The 26694-nt window shown below is 40.3% G+C and carries 24 protein-coding genes; 6 read left to right on the top strand and 18 right to left on the bottom strand.

What is annotated here, in order from left to right; translation table 11 throughout:
• Positions 1–7: 7 nt before the first annotated feature.
• The gene (locus H514_RS0102020; protein ID WP_027445434.1) at positions 8–1354 is read right to left on the bottom strand and encodes a DUF2252 domain-containing protein; all 1347 of its coding nucleotides are present in this window, start codon (positions 1352–1354) and stop codon (positions 8–10) included.
• 169 nt (positions 1355–1523) lie between these two features.
• Between H514_RS0102020 and H514_RS25335 the strand changes: the two genes are divergently transcribed.
• Positions 1524–2726, top strand: coding sequence for an SEC-C metal-binding domain-containing protein (locus H514_RS25335; protein WP_051254988.1), 1203 nt, complete (start codon positions 1524–1526; stop codon positions 2724–2726).
• An 89-nt stretch (positions 2727–2815) separates the two neighbouring features.
• Here the strand turns inward: H514_RS25335 and H514_RS0102010 are convergent, their stop codons facing one another.
• The 10 genes from H514_RS0102010 to H514_RS22300 form a co-directional block, all read right to left on the bottom strand.
• On the bottom strand, positions 2816–3751 hold the full coding sequence (locus H514_RS0102010) for a carbohydrate ABC transporter permease (protein WP_231566547.1): 936 nt from the start codon (positions 3749–3751) through the stop codon (positions 2816–2818).
• 6 nt (positions 3752–3757) lie between these two features.
• A complete protein-coding gene (locus H514_RS22305) occupies positions 3758–4636 on the bottom strand; it encodes a carbohydrate ABC transporter permease (RefSeq protein ID WP_036841680.1) in 879 nt (292 codons plus the stop codon).
• A gap of 134 nt (positions 4637–4770) precedes the next feature.
• Positions 4771–6063 (bottom strand): ABC transporter substrate-binding protein, encoded by a 1293-nt coding sequence (locus H514_RS0102000; RefSeq protein WP_051254987.1) that lies wholly within the window; start codon positions 6061–6063, stop codon positions 4771–4773.
• A 216-nt stretch (positions 6064–6279) separates the two neighbouring features.
• Positions 6280–7182 (bottom strand): N-acetylmuramic acid 6-phosphate etherase, encoded by a 903-nt coding sequence (gene murQ / locus H514_RS0101995; protein ID WP_027445431.1) that lies wholly within the window; start codon positions 7180–7182, stop codon positions 6280–6282.
• 9 nt (positions 7183–7191) lie between these two features.
• Positions 7192–8343 carry an exo-beta-N-acetylmuramidase NamZ family protein gene (locus H514_RS0101990; protein ID WP_027445430.1) on the bottom strand — a complete coding sequence of 384 codons (1152 nt, stop codon included), beginning with the start codon at positions 8341–8343 and terminating at the stop codon, positions 7192–7194.
• Between the two features lie 220 nt (positions 8344–8563).
• The gene (locus H514_RS0101985) at positions 8564–9394 is read right to left on the bottom strand and encodes a MurR/RpiR family transcriptional regulator (RefSeq protein ID WP_027445429.1); all 831 of its coding nucleotides are present in this window, start codon (positions 9392–9394) and stop codon (positions 8564–8566) included.
• A gap of 104 nt (positions 9395–9498) precedes the next feature.
• A complete protein-coding gene (locus H514_RS0101980) occupies positions 9499–11079 on the bottom strand; it encodes a glycoside hydrolase family 3 protein (protein WP_081672896.1) in 1581 nt (526 codons plus the stop codon).
• Between the two features lie 14 nt (positions 11080–11093).
• Positions 11094–12146, bottom strand: a complete 1053-nt coding sequence (locus H514_RS0101975) for a serine hydrolase domain-containing protein (protein WP_231566548.1) — start codon at positions 12144–12146, stop codon at positions 11094–11096.
• Positions 12143–13096 carry a GNAT family N-acetyltransferase gene (locus H514_RS0101970; RefSeq protein ID WP_027445426.1) on the bottom strand — a complete coding sequence of 318 codons (954 nt, stop codon included), beginning with the start codon at positions 13094–13096 and terminating at the stop codon, positions 12143–12145. Before H514_RS0101970 ends, H514_RS0101975 begins: the two co-directional genes overlap by 4 nt.
• Positions 13093–14073: an N-acetylglucosamine kinase gene (locus H514_RS22300; RefSeq protein ID WP_051254986.1), complete on the bottom strand. Its 981-nt coding sequence runs from the start codon at positions 14071–14073 to the stop codon at positions 13093–13095. The genes H514_RS0101970 and H514_RS22300 overlap by 4 nt, the downstream gene beginning before the upstream one ends.
• Positions 14074–14266: 193 nt before the next feature.
• Between H514_RS22300 and H514_RS23835 the strand changes: the two genes are divergently transcribed.
• Positions 14267–14587, top strand: a complete 321-nt coding sequence (locus H514_RS23835) for a hypothetical protein (RefSeq protein WP_051254985.1) — start codon at positions 14267–14269, stop codon at positions 14585–14587.
• 240 nt (positions 14588–14827) lie between these two features.
• Here the strand turns inward: H514_RS23835 and H514_RS23830 are convergent, their stop codons facing one another.
• From H514_RS23830 to H514_RS0101935, 5 genes are all read right to left on the bottom strand, one after another.
• Positions 14828–17233 carry a sensor domain-containing protein gene (locus H514_RS23830; RefSeq protein ID WP_051254984.1) on the bottom strand — a complete coding sequence of 802 codons (2406 nt, stop codon included), beginning with the start codon at positions 17231–17233 and terminating at the stop codon, positions 14828–14830.
• Between the two features lie 13 nt (positions 17234–17246).
• Positions 17247–18422 (bottom strand): beta-ketoacyl-[acyl-carrier-protein] synthase family protein, encoded by a 1176-nt coding sequence (locus H514_RS0101950; RefSeq protein WP_027445425.1) that lies wholly within the window; start codon positions 18420–18422, stop codon positions 17247–17249.
• Between the two features lie 165 nt (positions 18423–18587).
• Positions 18588–19235: a hypothetical protein gene (locus H514_RS24520; protein ID WP_051254983.1), complete on the bottom strand. Its 648-nt coding sequence runs from the start codon at positions 19233–19235 to the stop codon at positions 18588–18590.
• Between the two features lie 24 nt (positions 19236–19259).
• Positions 19260–20258, bottom strand: coding sequence for a nuclease-related domain-containing protein (locus H514_RS0101940; RefSeq protein WP_027445424.1), 999 nt, complete (start codon positions 20256–20258; stop codon positions 19260–19262).
• 128 nt (positions 20259–20386) lie between these two features.
• The gene (locus H514_RS0101935) at positions 20387–20692 is read right to left on the bottom strand and encodes a hypothetical protein (RefSeq protein WP_027445423.1); all 306 of its coding nucleotides are present in this window, start codon (positions 20690–20692) and stop codon (positions 20387–20389) included.
• Positions 20693–20899: 207 nt separating this feature from the next.
• On the opposite strand from H514_RS0101935, the gene H514_RS0101930 reads away from it, so the two are divergent.
• The gene (locus tag H514_RS0101930; RefSeq protein ID WP_154657296.1) at positions 20900–21220 is read left to right on the top strand and encodes a hypothetical protein; all 321 of its coding nucleotides are present in this window, start codon (positions 20900–20902) and stop codon (positions 21218–21220) included.
• 23 nt (positions 21221–21243) lie between these two features.
• Positions 21244–21372: a hypothetical protein gene (locus H514_RS25275; protein WP_267879763.1), complete on the top strand. Its 129-nt coding sequence runs from the start codon at positions 21244–21246 to the stop codon at positions 21370–21372.
• A gap of 79 nt (positions 21373–21451) precedes the next feature.
• Here H514_RS25275 and H514_RS0101920 read toward each other — a convergent pair whose 3' ends face one another.
• Both H514_RS0101920 and H514_RS24915 read right to left on the bottom strand, forming a co-directional pair.
• Positions 21452–22033, bottom strand: coding sequence for a Fic/DOC family protein (locus tag H514_RS0101920; RefSeq protein ID WP_027445421.1), 582 nt, complete (start codon positions 22031–22033; stop codon positions 21452–21454).
• Positions 22026–22313, bottom strand: coding sequence for a hypothetical protein (locus H514_RS24915; protein WP_036841687.1), 288 nt, complete (start codon positions 22311–22313; stop codon positions 22026–22028). Before H514_RS24915 ends, H514_RS0101920 begins: the two co-directional genes overlap by 8 nt.
• A 624-nt stretch (positions 22314–22937) precedes the next feature.
• On the opposite strand from H514_RS24915, the gene H514_RS0101905 reads away from it, so the two are divergent.
• A complete protein-coding gene (locus H514_RS0101905; protein WP_027445420.1) occupies positions 22938–24407 on the top strand; it encodes a PTS mannitol transporter subunit IICB in 1470 nt (489 codons plus the stop codon).
• Between the two features lie 177 nt (positions 24408–24584).
• Positions 24585–26684, top strand: a complete 2100-nt coding sequence (locus tag H514_RS0101900) for a BglG family transcription antiterminator (protein WP_027445419.1) — start codon at positions 24585–24587, stop codon at positions 26682–26684.
• The last annotated feature ends 10 nt before the right edge of the window (positions 26685–26694 follow it).

Genomic DNA, 26694 nt, shown 5'->3' with positions numbered 1-26694 from the left:
TCCCTCCTTACTTACTATAAAAATACTCTTTCAACCATTCATTAAACAGAGCATGGTCTTCTTCCACTCGTTCTTTATAAAATCCAGACCAAACTTGCATCTCCTTAATGAAACCTTCTTTATCATCACCGATCACATTTAGAATCTCTTCTTCACTGTGATAACTCAGAATACCATGCTCCAGATCCACATCGGCACGGGCGTGAATTTTGGCAGCGATTTTGCCCATGGTTTTTACGGTTTGCTTTACGGATTTGAAGTCTTCTAAATGCTTTTCCTTCAAGTCTTTTTCATAAGGAGAACGTTCACGCACGTAGTAGTCGCGACCTTTCATCGTAAAGTAACCTAGATAAGGATCGGCCATATGGTGCATCGCTTGTTGGGTCGTAATTACGCGCTCACCCTGATGCTTGTGAGACTTCCAAAATTGCTCGTCATATGGGAAGAAGTAAGCCGGAATTGGCGTTCGTGCTTCTTTTGCTTCTAAAATGATGTCGTCATGATGCTCATTATCATGCTGACCCTCAATTAAAATATAGAAGCGCTTCAAGCCAGTAGAGCCGATACCTGCACCTTTTTTCTTCACGATATCTTTAATTTCATAGTGTTCATCCTCTTGAAAGCTTTCCTCTGCAATACTTTCAAGGTACTGATTCCAAATCTTTTGAAGTTCGCTATACTCATTTTTCGAAACGGACTGTAGTTTTGTGTGTTCACGATCAAATGCACGATTCCCTTCGTCATCCACAACCGTTTGTTTATCTAATTCATGTGTTGCTTTACGCTTTTCTAACTTTTTCAACGCCTTCTTAATAGCACTTTTCGTATTGTCGACTGTGAATTGGGTCGTAACTGGATCTTCTTCATCTTCATTGAACTTTTTCAATTGTTTGCGATAAGCCTTACAAAACTTCTCGACGAACTCTTCTTGCGCCTCTTTTTCAAACCCTTGTTGCTCAGCAAATAATCGAATACTTACAACCATACGCAGTACATCATATAAGTAGGATCCTAAATATCCTTCGTCAAAATCATCAACGTCAAAAACGATATCACCGCTCTCATTTTGAAACGCACTAAAGTTATCAAAATGAAGGTCACCCATAATCCACGTGGGCTTATCCTCAGATGTGTGGTACGTAAACGGCATATTCATGACGTCGTAGTAAAATAGATACGCACTGCCTCGGAAAAAGCAAAACGGATCCTGCTTCATTTTGTTATATTTCGCTTTTCGATCCGTCTTGCTTAATCCCATAATGGTTCCATCGAATTGTTCCAAAATCGTATGAATCGTCTGTTTGCGTAAATAGCTCTTCGTATAATGAATGCGTTCTTCAGCGTTTTGCGCCATGATCCATCCTCCAGACATGTTAAAATCCGTTCTAGTTTCGTAATTCTATTCTATAGAACCATTCCCCTTTTTATCTCTACATAACTTCCAATTTCTACTCTCACCTTTGCTAATTCTCCCCTTATATATCACAATGAGAAGAAGATTAGTTGAAGAAAGGATCATGTAAATGACTCAAACATTTTTAGAGAAAATTCACCCTTATATCTTGAGTAACGATCCACATGTACAAAATTTTGTTCTTCGTATGATTGATGAAGGACACCTTGGTAATGAAGAGACATTCTTTCTAGCGCTAGAAGCTAACGACCGTAATGAACCGAAAGCTATATTTAATAATATTATTCCTCGAACGAAAAACATTCCGATAGGCGAAAAAGGATTCAAAGCTTTGCTAGAACGGATGAAGAAAGATGATGCGAATTACGATTGGTATAAAGCTCGTGTATTACAATCTAGCGCTAAGCACTTTCACACATTCCGTTCAGAGCTAGAAGAACTTTTTGCACCTGAAATGATTAATGTATATGCGAAACTACCTGATAAAAGTGAAGAAGAGATGCATGAAAACCTCGAAATCATTGCATACGCCTTAGAAAAAGAATACGACGATACGAAGTTCCAGTACGGAAAGAAAGTTATTGAAAACATGGTCCAACGAAATATCTTATCGAATTCCGAGATCGCAGAAACTGTGCGTGATTGTATTCAAGAGGATGAGTTTGATATTAATGGTCTTCTCCACCTGTATGCTGCTGGAATAGCGAATTGTACAGAATTGATTCCAGACATTGCACCTTTAATCCATGATGAGAATGATGAAGATTATGCGGTCGAGCTAATCGCTGAAGCATTGAAGCGAATAGGCACAGATGAAGTGGTTGAACACGTTCAGCCCCTTATCACGAAAGGGTTCCATCCCATAGGTGTTATAGAAGCGATCAAAACAGAAAAAGCAGAAGAAGCACTTTTATCCGGTTTTGACCAAGTAAGTGGAGTTATGGCGAAAACGTCAATTGCTGAATCACTATGTTTCCAATTATCCACTAAAGGCATTCCAAAAGTAGAACAACTCATCGAGACGGGTTATGATACACAAATGCTTTTACTAGAAGAAGTGTTATACCCGAACCTTGTCATCAATAAAATTGATCATCCAAAACTCGATGAATGGAAAGACCTTCTAGATAAAGAAAACGCTCCAGAAAAAGAGGAGCAGATGCACAGAGAAATCCAAGCAAAGTTTGAGGAGTTTAAGAAACAAAAAGCCAATAATCAGGCTACGCAACCTATAAAGAGCACGAAAGTTGGACGTAATGAACCCTGCCCTTGTGGGAGTGGGAAGAAATATAAGAAGTGTTGTGGGAAGTAGTATATAAAAGGCTGTTCCAAAAGGAGATCATAACGATCCACCTTAGGAACAGCTTTTTAATAACAATTTAGGAGAGAATAATTTGTTAATTAACCTTTTACAGCACCCTTCATAGCACCTGATATAAACTGACGCTGAAGGATTGCGAATACAGTAATGATTGGAATGATCGAAATGATTGAACCTGCAGCTATCGTTCTCCAGTTTCCTGCGAAGCTTCCTTGTAAAGCTTGAACTCCTAGTGGAAGCGTGTACATACTCTGATCATTTGTTATAATTAATGGCCACAGAAAATCTCCCCATGCCATCATAAACGTGAATATCGCCATGGTAACGAGGGATGGTTTTACAAGTGGCATTAATATTCTCCACCAGATTTGAAATGTATTAGCTCCGTCCATTCGAGCTGATTCATCTAATGTGTATGGAATTGTGAGAAAGGCCTGTCGCATTATGAAGATTCCAAATGCTGTTGTGGCATGCGGTAGAACCAGTCCCATATACGTGTTTTGCAATCCTAGATTTAGCGCAAGAATATAAATCGGGATCATGAGTAGTTGGAACGGAATCATCATCGTACTAATGATTAAGATAAACACAAGATTTTTCCCTCTAAAATTCATACGAGCTAAAGGATAAGCTGCCAGCGAGCAAAATAACATATTAAAACCAACTGTTAACACTGCTACAATCGTACTGTTTAATAAGTACCTTGCGAATGGGAAGTACTCCATAACCTCTCCATAATATTTAAATGTTGGATTCTCAGGTATGAGCTTAGGAGGGTATTGGAATATATTCGCATCAGCTGATTTTAGTGATGTTGATAGCAACCAAAGAAACGGTCCTACCATTAGGATTGTAACGAAAATTAAAATACTATATGTTAACACTTTTTGAAAAACTTCTTTGGGTTTAATCCTTTTCTTTTTCGTGAGCATCGTTGGATCTTTTTTAGGGTTATTTGGATTTGGAGTTCTGACATTAGGATTTGTGTTCTTTTCAATTTCCTCAACATTTTTCATTCACTATCACCCCTTCATTGCTTCTTCTTTTTTATTCATGAAGGTAATGTTGATAATCGAGAATATTAGTGTAATAAGGAATAAGATTACACCTGCAGCACTAGCATAACCCATCTCAAGGTTATCAAAGGCCTGTTCATAGATATAGAAAACAAGCGTTGATGAACTGTTTAATGGGCCACCACCTGTCATAACATAAATCTCCTCAAATACCTTCATGGCTGCTATAGAAGACATAATGGATACGATCATAATAGAAGGCATTAATAATGGTATGGTAATGTGTATGATCTGCCTCCACTTACTAGCTCCATCAATGCGAGCTGCTTCATATAAGTCATCAGGTATAGCTTGTAAACCTGCTAAATATATAACCATGTAGTAACCCATACCTTTCCATACGGTAACTACCATAACAGCAAAAATAGCAGTAGATGTTTGTGTAAGCCAATGAACAGGTTCATCAATAACCCCCATTATATCTAGTACATAATTTAGTATCCCTTGTTCCGCATACATCCATTTCCACGCGATCCCTACAACAACCATAGATGTTACCACGGGCAGATAATAGGCTGAACGAAAGAATGAGATTCCTTTAATCTGCTGGTTTACTAGAATTGCTAAAAAGATTGGCAGAAAAACGAGCCCCGGTACAACAATAACAAGATATAGGATGGTTTGCCCTAACACCTTCCAGAACAAATCATCTTGGAACAATCTCACATAGTTATCAAAGCCTACGAAATTCGGGTTTTGTTGAACCATATTATAGTCGGTAAGGCTTAACCATATAGCTTGTAGCATAGGGTAAAAGATGAAGGCCCCGAGAATGATACAACCCGGAAGCAAAAATAAGTATGGCGTAAATTTTAATCGATTCATATACGCTCTCCTTCTTCCCTTGGTGAAAGTTAATTATTAGTACGTTACAAGTAAGGTGCTACTCTTCCAGAATATTAAACCTCTCTGATTTGTCCCTATTAATAGAAAAAGGAGGGAATATCCCCCCTCCTCCTTTATTCACTTAAAATTTTATTCCATTCTTTTTCAGCTTGATCTAAAGCTTCTTGTGGAGACATTTCCTCAAGCATCGCTGCGGAAATTGCATCGTGCATTGCATCTTTCAGCTTATTGTAGTTTTCCATCGGTGGTATAAGTACTTCTGCTTTATCTAATTGATTAGCCGCTGTAATTCTTACTTGATCAGTTGCTGTTGCATCTTCAGGCAATTCACTAAAGTATGGGTCATCAAGTGCTGATTTAGCAGAAGGCAAGATCGGCACTAGTTTTGTAAATGCCAGTTGATTCTTAGCATTTGTTAGGAATAAAGCAAACTTAACGGCTGCATCCTGATGCTTCGTTTGGTTAGGAACAACAACGTTTTGTACACTTAACGTTACTTTACCAGATTTACCTGTGATAGATTGAGAGGCAAATGTTTGATCGTAAACATCTGGAGCATTCTTCTTAATTTGTGTGATAAAGTTAGATCCAGCGAAGAACCCAACTTGACCGGAAGAATACATATCAATTGTTTCACGCTGATCACCTGTTAATGCTTCACGTGGAATGAGATCATTTTTATATAGTTCCGTAAAATATTTAAAAGTATTTAGCCCTTCTTGGGTATTGAAAGCAGCTTTTGTTCCTTCTTCATTTGTAAGATCTGCTCCCATTTTCACCATGTGTTGTAGAACTAAAGATAAGTCAAGGGATGGGTAGTAACCGTATTTACCTGTTTCTTCTTTAACAGTCTTAGCGTATTCCATCGCTTTTTCATATGTTTTAGGAGGCTTATTTGGGTCTAGACCCGCTTCCTCATAGATTGCTTTATTATTAAGCGTCACTTCTGTGTTTAGATACCAAGGAATTGCAAATGTGTTACCGTTTAATTGGTTGGCTTTCCAAGCTCCTTGTACATAACGACTTTTCTGCTCATCTGATAGAGCTTCATCCATGTTTACCAAACCATCAAGAGCAGCGATTTTCGATCCAAATGTAGGGTTAAGGTTAACAACATCAGGAGCTGTGTTTGAACTTACAGCAGAAAGAATCTTTTTCTCTAAGTCCGCAGCTGGAACGTCCACCCATTTAATACTGATATTTGGATTTTCTTTTTCAAAGTCTGAAATTACACCTTCTATGTAATCTGTAAAAGTTGGCTTAAGTTGCATTGTCCAGAATTCAATTTCTTTTTTCCCACCATCATTATTATCGGAACTAGATTCATTAGATGAATCTTCACTACATGCGGCGAGCAACAGTACTGTCACAAGCATCATGATCGAAAATAACTTGATATTCTTCATATTCAACATTCCCCTTTTTTATTATTTTCTGAAAGTACATTCACAAAACCAAAGCAGTAAAGCTTCTCCGCCCCAATGAAACCCCTTTCATTTTTAAGTTTTACATAGTCTTAAATGAACGATAATAGTGACTTAATTTTCTATTTGTATTGAGTATATTAAACTAAATTTTAAAAGTCAAACATAATTATTGAAATTTAATTTCAAAATGTCACTTCATTTTGAAGACTGAATAGCCATACGCACAAAACCTTTATTTTGGCCTAAAAGATTTCTGGCCACTTCAGCTGTAGTGTTTGTCTGAATCATTACTATAGCTGTTTTCACTTCTAGATCAGCATAATTTAAGGCCTCTGCAGAAACTTCTCGAGAAGCACCTGTAACACTTGAGATAATAGACTTAGCCCTCTCCATAAGCTTGTGGTTACTGACATTAAGATCTACCATCAAATTTTGATAGACTTTCCCCGCTTTCATCATGACAGTAGTAGAAATCATGTTTAACACAAGCTTATGTGCTGTAGCTGCTTTTAAACGAGTGGAACCTGTTAATACTTCAGGACCCGTAATGACTTCGATTTGAATATCCGCATACTGACTTATCAAAGCTTGTTCGTTACTCGTTAAGCTAACCGTTTTAGCACCAATGGATTGAGCGTACTTAAGAGCACCTATAACATAAGGAGTTCGACCACTGGCTGCAATCCCAATCACTACATCGTTTGGCCCCAACCCTCTATCCAATAAGTCTTTTGCTCCTTGTTCCTCGTTATCCTCAGCTCCCTCAACAGCTTCCTTCATTGCCCCATAACCACCAGCAATAACAGCTTGAATAAGTTCTGGAGGTGAGCTAAAAGTAGGCGGGCATTCAGCTGCATCTAAAAAGCCAATTCGACCACTAGTTCCTGCACCAATGTAGAAGAGTTTACCTCCATTCAAGAATGCTTCATGAATAACTTCAACCGTTTTTTCAATGGGCTCAATTTCATCTTGTACAGCTAATGCAACTTTTTGATCCTCTTCATTCATAACCGTTAACATTTCTCTAGTCGACATTTGGTCTAAATTGGTTGTCTTGTCATTACTCATTTCGGTCGTTAATGTTGATAACTTCTCCATGCAATCATCCTAGTTATAAAGTAAGTATGGTTCTCGTTGCTTTTTAAAAGCTAAGCTTTGCTTGTCCAATTCCTCTAGATAGTCATTCACTTCTCCTGCTAAGATGCTCTTTCGTAACGATTTTGTCCCAGCAAGTAAGTCAAAAAAGTAATGCTTGTGTTCCTCATATTTTTCAAAGCGAAAGGCTTCTTGATACAACCAGGAAATTGTAACCAAAAGTTGTACGCCTACTTCAAGACTTTTTAACTCGTTTCTATTCGTGATATGAAGTTGCACACCTTCACATTGCTCATCTTCAAACTTATGAAAGGTGGGTTTAAAAGAAACTGGACGTGCAATTACACCAGGAAGACGAGCTTTATTTAACTCCTTCGCAAGATGCATCCCATTTATAAAAGGGGCCCCAATATATTCAAATGGACGAGTTGTCCCTCTACCTTCTGATAGATTTGTACCTTCTATCAAACAGGTTCCTGGATACAATAAACACATTTCCTCACTTGTAACATTTGGAGATGGAGGTACCCATAAAAGGTCTGTATCTTGAAAGCTCATACTTCTACTCCACCCCGTCATCGGAATTACCGTGAGATTTGCCTTTACATCAAATTCACCTTTAAACAAATAAGCAAGCTCTCCAACAGTTAATCCGTGACGGTTAGGTATTGGGTAAAGGCCCACAAAGGAACGTAACTCAGGTTCAACAAGATTCCCCTCAACCTCAATCCCACCTATGGGGTTAGGTCTATCCAGAACAACAAAATCAATCCCTTGTTCCCCACATGCCTGCATGACGTAGGCCATCGTGTAGATATATGTATAGTAACGACTTCCAATATCCTGAAGATCATAAACCATCACATCAATGTTTTGCAGCATGTCAGCTGAAGGTTTTCGGGTATCACCATAAAGGCTGTACACGGGTAAACCCGTGTAGGGGTCACTATTTGAGTTGACTTTTTCTCCTGCTTGAGCCATACCTCTTATCCCATGCTCAGGGGAATACAAAGCTACCAAGTTTAACTTTTCATGTTCATAAAAATGATCAATGGTTGAGCATAACTCATGATCTACTCCGGTCATATTTGTAACAAGTCCAATTCGTTTCCCTGAGTATGCCTCAGTATAATCAGAAAAGAAGGTTTCCACACCTAATTTCATATGATCCCTCCCCTCTTTTGGAATCGTATTATCTACAACTATTGTATTCGAATTGAAATAAAATATCAAACTTTTAAGTAATATTATGAAATTATATTTTTAACCAATATTTTTCATCACTTTACTGCAGCCTTAAAACGTCTGAAATATTATTTCAATTAATTCTTTATCTCACTCCCTCCCTTTCCAAAATAAAAAAACGTCCCAATTAGGAACGTTTCTAATACTTACGTATGGCATCTATTGCGGCACGGGTATCATCCAAGTGAGTAATTGTTTCATCGTATTTCATTGAAGCAAGACACATAAAGAGAATGTCTACCACATGCAGTTGGGCAAGACGAGATGATGTGGCTCCGCTTCGAAATGTAGCTTCTTTTGTAGCAGAAGTATATAAACGAATATCGGCTAATTCTGTCACAGGAGAACTTCCATACTTCGTTAAGCTGATTGTAGTTGCTCCCTTTGACTTCGCCAACTCCATAATATTTGTTACTTCTACTGTTTGACCAGAAAAGGAAATTCCACAAACTACATCACCAGGCTTTGTATTTGCAACTAGGGTAGCAGCCATATGGACATCTGGAAATGCAAAGGCATTGCGGTCAATTCTTAGCCATTTTTGTTGTGCATCCTGAGCAATAATAGCCGAAGCTCCCACTCCAAAAAAGTGAACATTTTCCGCTTCAGCTAAAGCCTTGATCGCTTTCTCAAGCTCTTCTGCACGAAGAATTTCTGCAGTTTCACGTAATGTTTGAATACTATTAAACGTCATTTTTTCCGTAATCGAATGCAAGGATTCATTTGGCTCTATATCTCTAAATCCTGCTTCTTCTGTTTTTTGCAGATCACCTGCGACACGAATTTTTAACTCTTGAAATCCTTTTAGATCAAGTGATTTACATAAACGAATAACTGCAGCACTGCTTGTACTACTTGCCTTGCCTAAATCACTTGCTGTCATATTAATTGCTTCTTGTGGATGTTCTAAGATATATGAAGCTATATTTTTCTCTGATCGAGGAAGCTCATCTAACATTTCTGAGAGCATAACCAGACCACCAGTATGAAATGACATGTCCGTTCGGTCCTTTCTTAGCTATGATAATACTATTGTTCATGGTCTTTATAGATTTGTCAAAACTGCCATTCTCTTTACAACGATTTCAGGGTTACAGGAAGCTTCCCTTTTAAGGTGGTCTCACCATAAATACCAGCTACTGCTGTTTCTAATGCTGCACTTGTATTTTCATATGTTGTGATATAAGCATCTACTTCAGATAAACGCATTACATCATACGGATTACGTGTAGATACTACAATAACAGGGGATTTGGCTTCCTTTAATTTATTGATGAGTTCAACCTGGAAGCTTTCAAGTTTAGCCGACACGGTACCAACAATAACTACATCATAATCTCCAGCTTGTTTTAAAACATTACTGACATCTATTGCATTAATTGGTTCATTTAATTGCATTACATCTACATTTGCAGAATAGGATTGAGCAGTGTCTCCCAGCTTTGTTGAGTTCCCTGCAGGATCTTCAGCTTGTGTTAGCAAAGAAGTCTGTGGATACACAACAAGCACAGTATGTTCCTGTGACAGTGGTAAAATCCCTATATCATGAACAAGAGTCACTCCTTCATCAAATACACGTTGAGCCAATTCTCTATGTTCATTACAACCGACTACTGATGGGACATCTATTGAGGTTTCGATTTGATTCCAGCTTAATGAAGATTCTTTTAATTTTTGAATACGTTTCATTGATTCCTCTACTCTTCCTTCAGTAATCTCACCTTTTTTAACCGCTTCGACAATAGCTTCAATCGTTTCCTCTTGAATTCCCTGTGTATGAGAGACCATTACTAAATCAACCCCAGCTTTAATGGCTTCAACTCCACCTTGGGGAGTTCCAATACCTTTGGAGATTGCATCCATCTCCATACAGTCTGTAGTAACTACACCTTCAAAGCCAAGCTCGTCTCGTAACAAACCAGTAATAATAGATTTTGACAACGTAGCAGGTCGACCTTCTTCTATTTGGATTGATGGCAAATGGATATGAGCACTCATGACCGCATCTGCTCCTGCTTCTATACAATCTATAAAAGGTTTTAGTTCAACATTCATTAAGCGGCTTTTAGTATGAGGAACTACTGGCAAACCAAGATGTGAGTCTGCTTCTGTATCGCCATGACCCGGAAAGTGTTTGATTGTAGAGAGAATTCCTGCTTCTTTCATCCCACGGATATTTTCTTTTGAAAAAGCACTAACCATATCAGCAGATTCACCATAAGAACGAACTCCTATAACTGGATTTTTCGGATTGCTATTTACATCTACGGATGGAGCCAAATTCCAATTGATCCCTAAAGCTCGAAGCTCTTCCCCCGTTGCCTTTCCTACATGGTAAGCATTCATTGGATTTTGTGTAGCGCCTATTAGCATGGATCCTGGAAACCTGGTCGTTCCTTCCCCCAGGCGTCTCACTACTCCGTTTTCTTGATCGATACATATTAAAAGAGGAGTATTATAGCCAGCTTTTTCAGCTTCAAGTTGTAAATCTGTAGTAAGTCGTAAAACTTCTTTAGGCGTTCCGATATTCCGCCCAAAAAGGATGATCCCTCCTACACGATATTGATGTATCATATGTTTAATATGACGATCTACTACTTTTCCATCAAACCCTACAACAAGCATACTGCCTACTCTTTGTTTTAACGTCGTCACCTTTATCCCCCCTCTTATATACTCGCACGAATAATATTGTGTAGCCTTGATCGCAATCGAATGATTGGAGATTTCCGCCCAAGATGAACTCGATTAGTTAGTAAAATAATATGAAGTTCTTCGTCTGGATCAAACCATATACTTGTCCCTGTAAACCCAGTGTGACCGTAAGAGTTAGTTGAAAATAAGTCACCACATGAAGATTGTTTAGGTCCTTTTAAAATCCATCCTAACCCTCGAAATTCATGGGGATCATACGGAGTGAAATTTCTCCTGGTTAATTGAAGGGTTACCTTTGATAGAAATGTTGAAAATTCGTTTGTACCCTCTCTTTCAATCATTAGGCAGTATTTAGCTAAGTCATCTATGGTAGAAAATAGACCTGCATGGCCACTTACTCCCCCCATTGATTCAGCATTTTCATCATGGACCATACCACACTTATAATCTTGAAGATGGTCAAAATATTCTGTAGATGCAAACCGTTCTTTTGAGAAATGAGGTAAAAACATCGTCTCTTTCATGCCAAGTGGTTTAAAAATTTCCTCACTAACGAACTCTTGGAAAGGCTTATTAGTTAATTGTTCAATGATATGATAAAGAAGAATAAAATTTAGATCAGAATATATAATGCGTTCCTCTATTGGCGCTGAGATTTCCTCAACACATACTCGCTCTATAATTTGAGAAGCATTAAGTCGTTCTAAATGATATGGACGGTGAGATGGTAATCCTGAAGTATGAGTTAAGAGGTGCTTGATCGTTATTCCTTCTTTCCCTTCACCTTTAAAATCAGATATAAAGTAATGTACTGGATCATCAAGATGTAGTTCTCCCTTTTCCAACAATCGAAGAACTGCAGGTAACGTTGCAACTACCTTCGTTAATGAAGCAATATCAAACACAGTGTCAATACTCATAGGGTTTCTCCCAGGATATAAAGACCGACTACCTATGGCGTCCTGCATCAACACTTCCCCCTGATGAGATACGTGTATAACGGCTCCGGGTATGTGTTGAGCATCAATCTCCTGCTGTAAAAATTTCAATACCTTTTCGCGCATCATTCTTCTCGCTCCTTTGAGTAAGAAACATATAATTTCCAAGGTTCAAAATGAAACTTCTTATAAAAATCTACTAACCCAGTCCAATCAATTACTATGTTTTGAATTCCTCTATCTCTTAGAAAATAAATCGCTGCTTGCACTAAACCATCCCCATATCCATTCCCACGTTCTTGAGCAGTCACCCCAAGTGGTCCTATTCCACCTAAAGCTTTCTCGAATAGAGGCGACCAGTACACATTTTGGGCAATGAACGGTGAAAGACTATCATTGATCCGGCAAAAACCAATAATCTTATCATTCTTAGTGGCTACAATAAATTCACGCCCAGTCCCTTTTCTATTAAAATAGTGAAGGGCTTCATATTCCCATCTTCCAGGAAAGTTTTTATGTAAGAAATCAACTAGCTCTTGCTTGTGATTAAGGTTTAGTAGCTTAAATTCAACATTTTCAAAATGAGAAGGGTAAGTAAATACTCCCTTCCCATCATTCAGTAGATCATATTCTGTAACACCTTTTTGATAGTTGTTTTTACTCATCCAGTAATGAGCTTTTTCACAGGTTGTGGGAACGCCCGGAAAGTAATGCCACGGGTCACTCCCCATATGAATCTTGGTCACACCACTCTCCCAAAGCGCTACCTCAGCTCGCTTTAACAGAGCAGTCCCCACTCCTTGATCTTGAAAATCATTATGAATAACACAAGCTTGAATCCAACCAACCTCCGTACTCATAGCTACATCTAACGTTTCCTGCCAACGTTTTGATATTACAAAGCCAATCAGCCTGTCTTCTTCTAAGCCTATAAAAGAACCCTCTTTTAGAAGATTTTTATCTTGAAAGCTATTTTGGAGAAAGAGCTCTTCACGCATGGGATATTCGTTTCCTAGTTCAGTATTCCAGAGATCAACTAGCTCTGAGACATATTTTTTGTTCCATTCTATGACCTTCATTCCAACCCATCCCTAGTTGTTTGTATAAATTGGTTAACAAACCCTGAGTTTACTTGCATATCAGAGGCACGGAACGCAGCAATCACTGCTCCTCCCAGCGGAGTTAGTTTAGGCTCGATTAAATCAATGTTAATATTATATTGATCAAACGTTTGATTAATATATGGAGTGAACAGATCAGCCCTAGTAAAAACACCGCCTGTAAGAACAACTGGAACTTTTTGATGTTTATCAAAAAGCTTTGTTACAACAGCTCTTATCTGTTCCGAGAGATCATGAGCGGCTTTTTGAATAATGTTTTGTGCTACAGTGTCATGATTGATAGCAGCATCCATCACATATCGACTTAGATTTGCAATATGTTGACGAGGGTGACTCTGATTATATATATGAGGAATTATGTCATGAGGGTTTTTGACCTCAAATTGGTTCAGAATATAGTCAGATAACGAAGTGGGCTCCCCCCATCCATCTTGCTCTTTAGCCATAGCAGATAGTGCATCGCGTCCAAGCGCATAGCCGCTTCCTTCGTCTCCAATTAGATATCCCCAACCTCCAGCACGGGCTGTATTACCTTGTGAATTCATACCAAAAGTTAGCGAACCAGTGCCTGAGATCTGTACAACACCAGGCTCTCCTAAAGTTCCTGCATACAACGCATTGTAACCATCATGTTTTACCTCAATTGATGCATTCAATGGCCTTAAATCTTCAAGGATTTCATGAACACGAAGGCGTGCTTCTTCTTTTCCTGTTCCAGCGACTCCTGCAAAAACATAACTTACTTGTTGAAAATGCTCAGGAGCTTGTTGGCGCAAATTTTGCATTAAAAGTTGGAACTCTGCTTCAACCTTTTGTATGGATACGCTATTTTGATTCACTGGACCAGCCTTCGCAAGAGCATATACGTGTCCCATCTCATCACATAAAGTAGCTCTTGAATTCGTACCGCCCCCGTCTATTCCAATTACGTACATGTGGATTCCTCCATCGTTTTTGTTACTTCTATTATAAAGGAGAGTTATATTAATTCAATTATTTTATTTATAATGTGAAATAATATTTCATAATTAGACAACATCATCATATTAACGATAATCGTATGAGGTTTAATTTTTTCACTCAAGGTTATGTTATGAAATAAGTAAGATTACCGAAGGAGGACTTTATATGAAATGTCCATCATGCGGAAAATCCGTTTCAAAACATAAAACAACGTGTGGTGCTTGTGAAGCTGAACTCCCAGTGAACGCAGCACAGGAAATGTCAGCTACAACAGAAAGTGAAGGTAAAATCTATCCTATATTAGGTTGGGTATTTGTTGTTCTAACGTTAATTGTACTTCCGATCATCTTTGGCCCAGCAGCGTTCGTGATGGGTGTACTGACGTTTAGGAAGCGAAGTAAAGTACATGGCATTGTGTTAATGGTTGTGTCAGTAATTGTGTTGATTATCTCAATTATACTGAGTGCTTTGATGATGATGGCTTAACTAGAGAGTTGAAAAAGCGTGATGCTCCTTGGGAGATCACGCTTTTTCTTGGGTGGGGATTGGGTTTCGTCGAGTCGGTGCTGCTTTCCGTCGGGTTGGCACTGCTTTTCGTCGGGTCGGCACTGGTTTCCATCGGGTCAGCACTCCTTTCCATCGAGTTGGCACTGCTTTCCATCGGGTTGGCACTGCTTTTCCTTATTCATAGAAAGGACCCTAAGCCAAGCTTAAGGTCCTCCTCTATCAAGTAATTCCATTAATCCGAAACTGCCCAATCTTCCCTAATACATTCTCTTCAAAATTGTTCGCAGGAGTTGGATGGCCGATATAATAGCCTTGCGCATACTGACATCCCAGTTCCCTCACAAACTGAAGCTCTTTTTCATTTTCAATTCCTTCAGCAATCAACTCAATTTCAAGATGCTCCGCTACCGAGATAATGCTCTTAACGATTGCAATGTTATCCGGATGGTATGGTAGATCTTGAATGAATGTTTTGTCGATCTTCAGGTAATCGACCGAGTATTTGTTGAGGTAGCCAAGGGATGAGTACCCTTTACCAAAGTCATCAATCGCGACTTTCACACCGTTTTTCGTGAGTTTACTTAGAACTGAAATCACTCGTTGTTCGTCTGTCATCGCGATGTTCTCGGTGATTTCAAGTTCTAAGTACTCTGCAGGCAACCCAGTTTCCTCCAAAACCTGCAATACTAGATCTGAGAATTTAGGATTCATGAATTGCATTTGGGAGATATTCACCGCTACACGCAGTGGTTCATACCCCTGGTCAATCCATTCTTTATTTTGTCGGCAAGCTCTACGTAAAATCCATTCGCCTACAGGTAGGATCAATCCTGTCTCTTCAGCTAGCGGGATAAACTCACCTGGTGATACTCGTCCAAGCTCCTGGCTATCCCATCTCACAAGTGCCTCCATTCCAACAACACGTCCTGACTCAAGGTTGAGTTGTGGTTGGTAATGAAGAGAAAGCTCATCTCTCTCAATCGCCTGACGCAACTCTTTTTCCAGCACCATCTTGCGATAAAAGTCATGGTTCATATCAGAGTTGAAGATCTGGAACCCGTTCTTTCCTTTATCTTTTACATAGTACATGGCAGAATCAGCGTTTTTGATAAGGGTGTTGGCTGTTACGCCATCAAATGGGTACAAGCTTATTCCAATGCTTGGCGTTATATAAAGGTTGTGCCCGTACACTGTAAAAACTTCTTCAAAAGATGCGATGATTTCTTTTGCAAATAGCACAGCCTCAGGACCATTACTGTTCGGTAGAATAAAGGTGAATTCATCTCCACCTATGCGGCATACCTTAGCTCGCTTCCCTTTCTTGTTCCGGCTGCTTTGCTGCAGACGCACGGAAACCTGCTTCAGCAGGGCATCCCCAACCTCATGACTAAGCGTATCGTTAATGTATTTAAATCGATCCAAGTCTAAGAACATAACGGCGATCTCTTGATGTACGCCTTCAGCTTTTTCAATCTCTTTTTGTAAAATCTCATTGAAATATCGGCGATTCGGAAGACCCGTTAACTCATCATGAAACGCCTGCCAGATGATCTCCACTTCTTTTTGCTTAATTTTCGTGATGTCCGTGGAAACCCCCAATAAGAGATTTTCTTGTGTAGTTTGGAAAGGAATCTCGTCGGTATGAATCCATTTCTTATTCCCGTGAACGTCTGTGATGACTTCCTCTGTATCTTTTGTTGCTTGTAAAAAGAAGCAATCATCGTCATCTGTAAGTGGTGTCTTTAATGTGTCGAAAGTATCCTCTTTTCGTTTTCCGATGACTTCATCTGTTGTCGTGCCACTCAACTCAGCAAATGCTTTGTTCGCAAGTGTGAGCGTGCCGTTTTTATCCGTTGCATATATGTAGTTCGGATTAATATCAATGATCGACCTTAAGAAAGCCTCTTTTTCCTCTAGCTCCTCACTTTTCTCGTTAACTATCTTGGTTACTAAAACGAGGATAGTGAGGGCAAAAACCATAACAGCGATGGCACTTGGGAACAGTCTCGCTTCTGGCATCATATTCAAAATTCCTATCACGTAGCCAACAGATGTGGAGAAAAGAAAATAAGTAAGAAACGTTCCGATGCCTTGCTTTTTAATTTTCAAACTTAACCAGCATGTTACGACGGTACAAAATATAAATAAAATCACGTTTGTAGTGAACACCCATGATAACGGTCCATACTGCGGGAAATAAAAACTGTTAAATGAGTCAGATTCCATTAGCTTTAGACCACTAATACCACGATGACTCCAGCCCACGGCATACGCAAAAAGACTGTATGCGTAAAATGCCCAGACCACTTTGATGTCCATAAAACGCTTCCACTTCGTCCCCTTCATTTGAGGAAGATGTTCTTTTACAACAAGGTAGGCTACATAAAACAGAGTCGGCGTCAGCATGATGGATCCGAAACGTAACGCACGGAAAACTGTATCAATCACTTCATAGGAGAAAAATTCGTGCGCATACAAGATGGCAACATCAAACTGCCAAACACTCGCGAGACCTAAGAATAAAAGGAGTGCTGAGGCAAGCTTCGTTTTCTTAAGCATAAAATAAATCGTGATTCCGATAACTAATGGAATAATTGCAAATAACGTCATGAAAATAAATAGCATGTACGTGCCTCCTTCACTCATATTTTTTCATTAATAAACACGTATTATTGCCACCATTACCGTGCGTTGTGATGGCAACACTGGTGACCGGCTGATACTTTGGTTCATAAACAATTGGAAGATCTTCGTAACCTTTGCCGTTCGTATTAATCGTTGGTGGTATAAAGTTTTTGTTAAAAGAAATCAATGATGAGATGACTTGGATGACGCCCATCGATCCAAAAATATGCCCGGTCATGCCTTTGATGGATGTAATTGGGATCGAATTGCCAAAAAGCTTATGATGCACTATTTTTTCTACATTGTCGTTTGTTTGTAGACCGAGTGCTTGGCTGTTTACATAGCTGGGCTGATGATTTTGGAGTACACCATTTAAAGCTTCGAGCATGGATTCTCCAGTCTCATCAGCTTTAAGCATTGGTAGTGCTTCATTGTTGGAGTACACATTTTCCACGATGCCATGAATGATTGCTCCTCTTTGGTTAGCGTGGTCTTCTCGCTCCAAGGTGATAATGCCAGCGCCTTCTGACATGACAAATCCATGATGCTCATTTGAAAAAGGAACGCCGGTGTGGCGAGGATCTGTGTTTTGAGCGATGGATCTGAGTTTGGCGAATCCATATGTACTCCACTGCCCTAGTGATGCATCCGCTCCACCAACGATACAGACATCCGCCTGGTTCGAATCTAGCAAAAGCTTTCCCATCAAAATAGCGTCTGAGCTAGATGCACATCCTGTTGTAATCGTGTGGACGTGACCTTTTGCTCCTGTGTACATTGCGACAGATGAGGAAAGCGTATGCGAATCCGCGAGTACAACACCGTGACACGGAAACTTACGGAAATCCTTTGCGGCATCGCAATTTTGTTCAATTTCAAGCAGACTCCCAAGGGAAGTCCCCATAATGACTGCAATTCTGGATGGATTGATGTTTTTGATGTCAGCTTGCCGTAGTGCTTCGTCTGCTGCAGCCATAGCTAACCGACTTGAGCGTGGATACCGTTTGTATGCTCTCTCGTTGAGGGGTTCTTGGGTGATTTGGCCGGCGACAATACTAGAATGATTCGGCCCATGATCATGAAGGATAGAGTGTGTGCAGACACCTTTCTCAAGCACATGTTCAAAATCGTTGGTCGATTGAATTTGTGGCGCCTGAATCCCCATTCCAGTAACAACTGTTCTCCCCAATCACATCACCCCCTTATTGTTCGTGCATGTTAAGTCAGTTAGACGACATTCCACGACGTTTCGTACTACATGTATCGACGCAGAACGCATGCAATTCAACGAAATCTCGACAGAATCGGCCTTCCTGACTATGGGAGGGGTGGTATTTTGATGTGTAGTCTAGGGCTAATGGGATAGTTGTGGGTGAATGGTAGGATATGGCTTTTTGGTAGATAAAGAGCCCCTCGTTGGCTGAGTAACGAGGGGCTTTGATTGGTGATGATATGGGAGATTCCTGCCACGGCAGGAATCTATCCTATTTTGGGGCTGAGGCTGTGGGGCAGGCGGCAGCGCTGTTTTCGCTCGGGTACGAGCTGCTTTCGCTCGGGTACGCGCTGCTTTTGCTCGGGTGCGAGCTGTTTTCGCTCGGGTACGAGCTGCTTTCGCTCGGGTACGCTCTGCTTTCGCTCGGGTACGCGCTGCTTTCGCTCGGGTACAGGCTGCTTTCGCTCGGGTGCGAGCTGTTTTCGCTCGGGTGAGTCCTGCTTTCGCTCGGGTGCGAGCTGCTTTCGCTCGGGTGCGAGCTGCTTTCGCTCGGGTACGCGCTGCTTTCGCTCGGGTGCATGCTGCTTTCGCTCGGGTGCGGGCTGTTTTCGCTCGGGTGCGAGCTGTTTTCGCTCGGGTGCGAGCTGCTTTCGCTCGGGTTCGAGCTACTTTCGCTCGGGTGCGAGTTGCTTTCGCTCGGGTGCAGGCCGCTTTCGCTCGGGTGCGAGCTGCTTCCGCTCGGGTGCGTCTTGCTTTCGCTCGGGTGTGTGTAAGAGATTTTGTCTGCACCAGCATTTCTCCCTGCTTCCAATACTACTTTTGATTAATCGCATGCTTCACAAAAGCTGGTAAATCATCTGGCTTCTTATAAACTCTCTTTTTTGAAAGACCTTCATATTCTAAACCGCTACTCTTTAGCATTCTTAGCGCTGTATTCCTATCAGAAACCAAAGCAAAATCCCTAAACTCCCGATTCGTAATAGAGTCCTTCCCTAACAAAAAATAATCCGCTAGTGCTAAGAGATGAGCACTGTTTGAGCGATAACTACATTTAGGACACTGCCACCTCAAACGCACCCACTCCATAGCATAGCTTTCACATTTGGGACACATGACTCCACGGATAATATCAGAGGATTTGATTGAAAAGGATTGGAGGATATCTTGCTCGAGTGGGGTGTTTTCAGCTAGGAGAGCGTCTCTAATTTTATCAATATTAAAGGTGGGGCGATCTTTATACTGTCTTTCAATTTCTTTAATTTTGTCGACAATGTGGACTGCATTCATAAGTGACCAGTTGTGTTTATGGTTTTGAGGTGGGATTACTACGGTTGAGGGATTAGTGAAGGCTACCAGAGGAACGACGGGGTAACCATAAATGCCTCGATAGCGAAGCCATTCTTCTAATTGTTGCTTATGTTCGGTTACTTGAAGTAATGGATCATCCATGTGTTTCGTGACGCCATTTATCGTTTGTTCAAAATGGTTCTTTTCTTCATTGTATGTGATGGTTCCCTTATGATTTTTGGCTTCAGTAATAAATATGGCATGAGGATTGAGGATAGGGGTGTCTATTTGAAAAGCATTTCCGAAAGCTCGTAATCGAACACCACGAATGACTTGATAGGATTTAAAAGGTAAAAATCGCAGATGATAATCAAGCGCAAGTTCTCCTTTGTGACCTGACCACCTTCTTTTCAACTTCTCTTCGACTCGTTTCCGTTTTGGATTATGTGGCGTGATCCTTCTTAAAACTCCTTCTTTTTGTGGGATGTCTAAAGGGATTTCCCTTTTAATATTATTCAGTATCATCACTCCTCTCATTCTAGTAACATTATTTTACAATAATCAACAAGATTTTTCATCAAAAAAGGAATTGGTCAAACGTTTGATCAATTCCTCACTTAATAATCGTACCTTTATTTGTTCCCTGCTTTCACTTAATCTAAATCCAGCCATCTCTGATATATTTCCTTCTGAAGATCCTCTTCATTAAACATATCCATTTCCTTTTTAGCTTTAAAAATTAACCTCTCCCTTTGTAAGTATTGAAAGGTTTTATAGATTTCTTGATTTTCATTATGAAATTCGTGGATGCGTTCAGTGAGCTCATAATATGGATACTCTCCTGCTTTCCATTGTTCGAAGTAATTCCAGAGTGGCTCTAATGCTTCTTCTGTGACCTTTTTATGATATAACTCTAGTATTTCTCGGTCACGTTGTTTCTCTGCTTTTGACTTTTTCAAGAAATTTACCTCCCTTCACTTCTTTTCATTGATTGAAAACTACCAAAAGTGGTGTCACTTTCACATTAACCTAAAACAAACAATCATCAAACAACCCCACCCCAACATAAACATAAAAAATGGACGCTCCCCTTACAACATAAAGCTTTCCAACAGTGTCCAAAGGTACTAAAATAGAAATAACAAATCCTTTAGGAAGGTGGTGAGTTGAAGATGATTCAAAAGCGGTGGAAGTTGATACTATTTACGGTCATGATCGGAATCATTATTCAGTTCACCTATACATCGAACATCCAAGTACCGATCACCTCCATTGTAGAGACTGGTGAATCTGTTAATCTAATGGATGGGCATGAGGATGATCAGTCCTCCTCTGTCACTAAATTCGGATACCTTCCTATTACATTAGCATCCTTGCTAATCATTAGCGGAACGCTACTTGATCGCAGGCAAAAGTTCATGCACTTTTTGTCCTCGGTCTTTTATCAATCGAATTATTTTCGGCAAAACATCGTCACTTCTCCATAATCCCTAACAAAAAGGAGGAAACCATGATGATGTTTTGGGTACGCATGATTCTTATAGGAGCTTTTTCCGCTACTTCATTAAGTCTAATGCTCTTTCAAGGAATTGAGATTTATCATTCCTTTTTAGATTTCTTTAATCATAGACAATCCTAATTCAAAAGGGAGCAGCCCCGACAGCTGCTCCCTTTTTCTATAAAACTAAAAAACCCCATGGCACAAAACCATGAGATTACTAGACTCTATACATACAACGATATAAGATTTCTTCTAAGCCGGTAGGATCCATTTTAGCAAGAGCCTGTTTCGAACTTTCGATCATTTCCTCCTGTGAGGCCTTACTCCAATCAAGCTGAAACCCATGGCGCAATGCTAGCGTTCGGAAAAATTCTCGCTGTGCTCTTCCATTACCTTCGCGAAAAGGATGGGCGGCATTTACATGGTCAAAATAAATTGCCATTCGCTGTGCCAAATCAGATTTTCCACTAACGCCTTCCAAAAATTTCTCCTCATGCAAAGGAACGGTCACATGTTCTTCAAAATAGGGAACCATCACGTTATGGAGGGCAAAATAATTCCCTTTTGTGATGTTGACTGTGCGGAGTTCACCAGCCCATTCATAAATATCCTGAAAAATATAACTGTGAATTCTTTGTAAGTGGTTCAAATCAAACTGACCTTCTAATGGATCCTTAAAAAGCTCTATTAGTCGGCGACCTGTAAGCATGCGCTCAAGGCGTTCAAGCTTATCTTGATTCTTCACGTCAAATTTATTTTGCAAAACATCACTATCTGGATAGACATATTTATCATTCATAAGCTAGTTCTTGCACCTTTTGCATAAATTCTTCCTCGGAAAGCTCACCTTCTACTTTGGCTCGGATCAGCTTTTCTTCCTCAGACTGCAAATCAAGTCCTTCCATCGCTAATGTTCCTTTAACTGACTTCATACCCTTTTGGATTTCTGAATCACGCACGGATGGAACGACCCCTTTCAGTTTCGCATAATAGGTTTTTAACGTATCAGCTTTTTCCTGCGGTTTTGTTCGTCTCATCGTTATCGATGGAGCTTCTTTTAATAGCTCAGATGTAACCATACTGTTCTCCCCTTTAGTACGTTGTCCCTAACCTCTATTATAACATGTTTATGAGACATTTTTTAGGACTTGAAGAGAATCTTGTACCATCCTATGATCGACATCCATAAGGGTATGCTAAAAAAGATGCCCCAGAACAATCCTTCAAAAATGTTGCCTTCTTCCTCCATAATTCAACCTCCTATGATGTTTTTATCATCATGGACATGAAGGCGGATGGTTATACTTGATCAAACGTTTGATCAATTTTGGGGATAGCTTATTGATAGTTAGTGATATCTTTCATTTATGCGCGCGATCTTGGAGATATGAGCGAGTCACTTCATTTATGATTTCAATCCCTGGAATAAGAGCGGCCTACTGCTTTAATGAGCGCAGTCCCTAGAATATGAGCGACCTGCCTCTTTTATGAGCGCACCCCTTGAATTATGAGCGATCTGCCCCTTTTAAGAGCGCACCCCCTAAAATATGAGCGCGCCAAACTCCCACCAAATCCGACTTTTTAATGATGTCACAGGACCTATGACAAACCTGCATTTAGATTGTCTTGTAGATTCGGCTGTAACCGCTTTATCATAAAAGTACAGAAAAAACACAGAAACAGAGACGAAGGAGGAACTTCTCATGAGTGAGCAACAAACTGGAATTCGCGCACGTGTGCAGCGATTCGGAAGTTTTTTAAGTGGCATGATTATGCCGAATATTGGTGCATTTATTGCATGGGGTCTTATAACAGCATTATTTATTCCTGATGGATATTTTCCAAATGAAAACTTAGCAGAGATGGTTGGACCGATGATCAACTATCTTCTACCATTACTCATCGGTTTCACTGGTGGACGATTGGTTCACGGATTACGCGGAGGAGTTGTTGGTGCGACGGCCACAATGGGTGTTATCGTCGGAGCTGACATTCCGATGTTCCTTGGGGCAATGCTCATTGGACCACTAGCAGGTGCAGCGATTAAAGCTGTCGACAAGCCGCTAGAAGGTCGCATTCGCTCCGGATTTGAAATGTTAGTGAACAACTTTACTGCAGGTATTACAGGCGCAATCCTTGCTATCATTGGCTATTACATTATTGGACCAATTATGGCTGGCTTAACAAATGTTCTTGGCGCTGGTGTTGAATTCTTAATCAATATCGGACTACTACCATTAGTTAATATCTTTATCGAACCAGCTAAAGTTCTATTCTTAAACAACGCCATCAACCATGGTATCTTAAGCCCAATTGCCGTTGAACAAACACAAGACTTAGGTAAATCTGTACTATTCTTACTTGAGACAAACCCTGGACCTGGTTTAGGCGTACTACTCGCTTTCATGTTTTTCGGAAAAGGAATTTCTCGTCAAACAGCTCCAGGTGCAGCAATCATCCACTTCTTTGGTGGTATTCACGAAATTTACTTCCCTTATATCCTTGCAAAACCGTCCTTAATTTTAGCGGCCATTGCAGGTGGTGTAACAGGTACAGCAACATTCGTATTCACAGGTGTAGGACTAACAGCAACACCTTCACCAGGAAGTATCGTAGCCTTACTACCACTAACGGCTAAAGGAGATATTTTCGGAGTTATTCTAGGTGTGCTTCTAGCAACAATCGCATCTTTTGTCGTAGCTTCCTTCATCCTGAAGTTTAGTAAGCAAGAAGAAGAAGGCGACTTGAACGACGCTACAGCTAAAATGGAAGAAATGAAAGGTAAGAAAAGCCGCGTTTCTGACCAGTTAACAAATGAAGAGCAAGCTGAAGCGCAAGAAGAGCAGACTGAAAATCGTAATACAAATGAAGTACCAGATGTCGATCGTAGCCAAGTGGACAAAATCATCTTCGCTTGTGACGCAGGTATGGGCTCCAGTGCGATGGGCTCTTCCCTACTGAAAAACAAGTTCAAGAAAGAAAACATCGACATTGATGTCACAAACATGGCAATCAACGACTTACCAAGTGACGTAGACATCGTCATCACACACAAGGACTTAACAGAACGTGCCATTCAAAAAGTACCGAATGCTCACCACATTTCTGTGGAAAACTTCTTAAATAGTCCTAAGTATGATGAACTTGTAAAAGAACTCAAAAACGAAGACTAATTCTTAGGACCTGATTCACCCGAGTCAGGTCCTTTCTTTTATATATCAGTAATTAAATTTTGTCACACCCCACGTGACGAACATGCTTTTTCTATTCATTGATAAGGCCCATAAAACGGCTTACCATTAGAGTGTAAGCTATTTCAATTTTGTCACAAGAAAGGAGGTCAGGCAGAGATGTATGTTACAGGGCGCGAACGAAAAATTCTTGATATGCTGCTCTCTCAACAGGATGAGCCAGCCACAATCAAGCATATGGCAAAAGAATTGGACGTCAGCACACGTACTGTTCACCGTGATCTCAAAAGTATTGAATCCCTTTTGGATGAGTACAACCTTCAACTTGAAAAAGCAACAGAAGGTCAACTTGAGATCACAGGTCCATTCGAATCCAAGCAAGCATTTAAACTTGAATTGAACCAACAAACTACCTTAGATTACACGCCTGAAGAACGACATGTATTGATCCTTTCAACATTACTAGAAGCAAGAGAGCCCGTTAAGCTTATTGCTCTAGCAAGTGAACTGGGTGTGACCGTCGCAACGATTAGTCATGACCTCGACAAAATTGAAGAAGATCTGTCTGACTTTCAACTTACGTTAGTAAGAAAACGAGGATACGGTGTTGAAATCGAAGGGGAAGAAAGTAAAATCCGAGAAGCCATCAGTTATCTGATCATGCGCCATATGGATGAACTCGACTTCTTCTCCCTACTCCGCCAAAACATTCAAGAAAAACCTAAGAACCTGGTGGACTCTGTATCCGAGCAGCTGCTTGGCCTCGTCAATAAAGATAAATTGTCTTTAATCGAGCAGCATGTTGATGAACTACGAAATGAACTAACCTATCGTTTAGCAGATAGCGCCTACATTGGACTCGTCGTTCACCTGGCTCTAGCCCTTGAACGGATCCAACAAGGCGAAACGATCAATATGGATCAAGAGCAACTTCAAAAGCTCAGATCCGCAAAAGAATTTTCAACTGCTGAAAAATTAATCGAGAAGCTCTCTGACACATTCGAACTCAATATTCCTGAAGCTGAAACAGGTTATATCACCATGCACCTGATGGGAGCAAAAGCGCGATATGAAAAGGATACGTTGCTTAAGGATTCGAGTATTAGCATTGCTTTTAAAACCAAACAACTAATCGCCAATGTATCCAAACGAATTAACATCGACTTACACGAATCTGAACGTTTGCTGAATGACCTGGTTGTACACCTGAAACCAAGTGTCTATCGACTTCAACAAAAAATGGACATTGAAAACACCTTCACCGAACAAATCGAGCAGGATTATCCAGAGCTTTTTGACCATGTTGAAAAAGCTCTCCATGAAGAGTTTACGGGGTTTGAGTTCCCAAAAGAAGAAACGGCTTTTGTCGTCATGCACTTCGCTTCTGCCCTGATCAACTTAGAAGGTGGTCGAGGACTCAATGTATTAGTCGTTTGCTCCAGCGGCGTGGGAACAGCTAAAATTTTAGCAGCTAAACTGCAGCGACAATTTAAGCAGATTGAAACTGTCGAACATCGATCGCTTTTTGATTTAGAAAAGCTTGATACAGATTCTTTCGATTTGATCGTATCAACCATTGCGCTTACGGATTTTGAATCTTATGTCCATGTAAGCCCTGTGCTCCCACAAAAAGATATTCAGAAAATCGAGCACATCATCCGTCGCGTACAGGTAACGAGCCAACTGCAAAAAGCACCATCCACACCAAAAGAGAGTGGAGACGAATCCTTGGATGCTATCAGACAATCCTTGGCAAAAAGCCAACGCTATGCAGAAGCTCTGAACCAGATTTTAAATAACCTTTTTGTAAAATCATTAAAAGCTACAGATGTAGAAGGAGCACTTAACGAAGCTTCTCTACAATTAAAACAAGCAGGAATTATTTCAGATCCTTCCCCTATTGTTGAGCATTTACTGGAGCGAGAAAAAATAGGCGGACTGGGCATACCAGATACACACCTTGCCCTTTACCACGCCAGAAGTTCAGCAGTTGAACAGGCTTCTTTTACCATTCATGTATTGGAAGAACCATTAACAGTTCAGGGAATGGATCAAGAGGAAATGCAGGTGCACACCATTCTGCTGATGCTTGCACCAGAAGACTTCCATCAAGAGGGCTTAGAGATCTTAAGCTTTATTAGCTCCCTCATCGTGGAAGAGGATGATTGCACAACCATCCTCCAGTCAAAAGATGAAGAGAGAATGATTCACTATATTTCGAATCAACTCTATGACTTTTATAAATCTAAACAAACCTAAAGGAGAATTC

Origin of the sequence: Pontibacillus marinus BH030004 = DSM 16465 (genome assembly GCF_000425225.1) — a bacterium.
GTDB lineage: Bacteria > Bacillota > Bacilli > Bacillales > BH030062 > Pontibacillus > Pontibacillus marinus.
Note: the sequence above shows the minus strand (reverse complement) of the source record. Positions and strands in the feature narration are given on the sequence as shown.

Coding starts and splice junctions, on each gene's coding strand:
- H514_RS22300 (WP_051254986.1), bottom strand. CDS start 14,073: ATGTACGTAATTGGAATAGACGGGGGCGGTACGAATTCAAGAGCTACT.
- H514_RS0102020 (WP_027445434.1), bottom strand. CDS start 1,354: ATGGCGCAAAACGCTGAAGAACGCATTCATTATACGAAGAGCTATTTA.
- H514_RS25275 (WP_267879763.1), top strand. CDS start 21,244: ATGATGATGTTTTGGGTACGCATGATTCTTATAGGAGCTTTTTCCGCT.
- H514_RS0101940 (WP_027445424.1), bottom strand. CDS start 20,258: ATGATACTGAATAATATTAAAAGGGAAATCCCTTTAGACATCCCACAA.
- H514_RS0102000 (WP_051254987.1), bottom strand. CDS start 6,063: ATGAAGAATATCAAGTTATTTTCGATCATGATGCTTGTGACAGTACTG.
- H514_RS0101975 (WP_231566548.1), bottom strand. CDS start 12,146: ATGATGCGCGAAAAGGTATTGAAATTTTTACAGCAGGAGATTGATGCT.
- H514_RS0101920 (WP_027445421.1), bottom strand. CDS start 22,033: ATGAATGATAAATATGTCTATCCAGATAGTGATGTTTTGCAAAATAAA.
- H514_RS0101985 (WP_027445429.1), bottom strand. CDS start 9,394: ATGCTCTCAGAAATGTTAGATGAGCTTCCTCGATCAGAGAAAAATATA.
- murQ (WP_027445431.1), bottom strand. CDS start 7,182: ATGGAGAAGTTATCAACATTAACGACCGAAATGAGTAATGACAAGACA.
- H514_RS0101970 (WP_027445426.1), bottom strand. CDS start 13,096: ATGAAGGTCATAGAATGGAACAAAAAATATGTCTCAGAGCTAGTTGAT.
- H514_RS23835 (WP_051254985.1), top strand. CDS start 14,267: ATGAAATGTCCATCATGCGGAAAATCCGTTTCAAAACATAAAACAACG.
- H514_RS24915 (WP_036841687.1), bottom strand. CDS start 22,313: ATGGTTACATCTGAGCTATTAAAAGAAGCTCCATCGATAACGATGAGA.
- H514_RS0101990 (WP_027445430.1), bottom strand. CDS start 8,343: ATGAAATTAGGTGTGGAAACCTTCTTTTCTGATTATACTGAGGCATAC.
- H514_RS23830 (WP_051254984.1), bottom strand. CDS start 17,233: ATGCTATTTATTTTCATGACGTTATTTGCAATTATTCCATTAGTTATC.
- H514_RS0101900 (WP_027445419.1), top strand. CDS start 24,585: ATGTATGTTACAGGGCGCGAACGAAAAATTCTTGATATGCTGCTCTCT.
- H514_RS22305 (WP_036841680.1), bottom strand. CDS start 4,636: ATGAATCGATTAAAATTTACGCCATACTTATTTTTGCTTCCGGGTTGT.
- H514_RS0102010 (WP_231566547.1), bottom strand. CDS start 3,751: ATGAAAAATGTTGAGGAAATTGAAAAGAACACAAATCCTAATGTCAGA.
- H514_RS0101905 (WP_027445420.1), top strand. CDS start 22,938: ATGAGTGAGCAACAAACTGGAATTCGCGCACGTGTGCAGCGATTCGGA.
- H514_RS25335 (WP_051254988.1), top strand. CDS start 1,524: ATGACTCAAACATTTTTAGAGAAAATTCACCCTTATATCTTGAGTAAC.